General features: G+C 62.4%; 1 protein-coding gene. It reads right to left on the bottom strand.

Annotated elements, in window-relative coordinates:
• The coding region (locus tag RMO23_RS13630) for a peroxidase family protein (RefSeq protein WP_309682485.1) at positions 1-1934 on the bottom strand (1934 nt) is incomplete at its 3' end.
• Positions 1935-1961 lie beyond the last annotated feature (27 nt).

Raw genomic sequence — 1961 nt, 5'->3', positions numbered from 1 at the left:
TCAGCCGGAATTGCCGCGACGGGGCTCAAGAGCCACTGGTTCAGGAAGCTGACATCGTTCGAGGCGATGGCCACATCCTTGGTATGCTGGACCAGGCGGTTGTGCTCGGAATGGAAGATGGAATGCACGGCCGTCAAGCCGATGTTCTCGTTGACGCGGCCGTCACCGGCGATGTAGTGCGCGTCGAGCAACTCGTTGTCGTACGCCAGGTTCGCTCCGGTCAAGGGGTTGACGGGGACGGCATTGCCTGTGTCGGTATCGGCGTCTGGTGCCAAGACACCGCCGACGAAGACCGGCACCGCGTTGTGCGCGATGTCGTTCAGGAAGGCGTGGCCGGTGCGCAGGGCACCCGTGAGACTGATGCCAAGCCCGCCATTGGCGGTTGGATCACCTTCGACCAGTACATTGCCTGCCATCACCACCTGCGGGAAGCCGTTCACGCCCTTGATGAAGTTGCCATAGGCATCGGTCGCAAGCAGCGGCACGTTGTCGAAATCGGCGTCGGTCAGGTTGATGCCCAGCATATCGCGCGCTTGCGCCTTCACCACTTTCCAGGTAGCCATGCCGCCAATCTCGTGGTCATCTCCGCCCGCGGTGTCCAGGGCGCCGAACTTGCCATCGGCTCCCAAGGAGCGGTTGGTGATCAGCCTGCCGGTGGCGACGGGATCACCTGCGGCGTTGAACTGGTAGGCGCGCAGGAACACCTGGTGCGAGGGATGCGAGCTGTAGGTCTGGTTCTGGTCGACAAACGGCGAGGTGGTATTGATCGCCTCGTGCGTGGTGTTGTCGGCAGCCTCATTGACGGCGGTATTTGGGTTGTCAAGCAGTATTCCATCGGCGCCGGGGCCCGCCACTTGCGTGGCCCGCGTCACGACCATGAAACGCTGGCTGGCTGGCAGATCATCGGGAGTTCCAAATGCACCGTCCGCGCCGGCGATCAGTGGATCATCGGGCTGCAGCGGAATGAAAATCGTGCCATTACCGCCCTTGGTCACCAGATCCAGGCCGTGATCAAAGAACTGGCCGAAAAAGGTCATCCACGAGTTGAAAGGCGCCGACAGGCCAACGTCCGGTGCCACGTTCGGAATGAAGAACACAGGCCTATCGTCGGTGGTACCGAACACGCCATCCAGGCCAGGGCTCATAACGCTGGGGGCGCCGCCATTGGCTGCTACTGCAGCCGGATTGTTAGCGGTCATGTCAACGATCAGGTTGCTGATGGTTCGCGGATCCGCATCGGCGACGCTACCGGCTGTGCCATAGTCTGTATTGCTGATGGGGCCCGCCGGGCCGGGGCCGTCCGGATCGAACGTGTCACCATCCGCATCGTTCAGGAAATTTGCCGGAACCAGGCGCGGGAAGGTCGAGTCGGCCGCACCGAACTGGCTCTGGCCCTGTACCAGGTTGTTTAGTGACCCGTCCACGGTGCGCAGGCCCATGGATATACGTGGATTGGGGAGCAGGGAGCCCAAATCCGTACCCGGTACTGAATGCTTTTCCGCGATCAGAATCTGGTCGAGTATGAACTGCAGATCAGACCGTATGAAATGCACTCCGGCGCTGGTCGTTGGCGACTCGGCCGGTATGGGCGGCGCTGCGGCTGGGGCAACCCCGGCTGCGACGCCTGCGGTAGCGGCAGAGAACACCGTTTCCAGCACGCCATTGGCATCCTGATAGACCGCCCTGACGCGCAGATTCAGCCCCACGAGATCCGGGGTGACCGTGAAGGTCGGCCCGCTCACAGGCAAGACGGCTGCTCCGGCCAAAATGTCCTGGAAAACACCCGAACCAGGTACCGCTTCAAACTGCCAGTAGTAGCTGATCGGTCCGGTGATGGCCCCAGCCGTAGCGGTGTTGTCCGCATCGGTCACACCTGCGGCGGATGCCGTGAGCGTCTGGAATGCCGTCGGCGTGGTGTCGCTGATGGTCAGCAAGCCCGCCGGGCCGTTGTTGGTCCCGGA

The sequence above is a fragment of the Polaromonas sp. genome (genome assembly GCF_031411155.1).
In the GTDB taxonomy this organism is placed as follows: Bacteria; Pseudomonadota; Gammaproteobacteria; order Burkholderiales; family Burkholderiaceae_C; genus Polaromonas.
The sequence above is the reverse complement of the archived record's forward strand: the minus strand, read 5'-3'. Positions and strand labels throughout refer to the sequence as shown.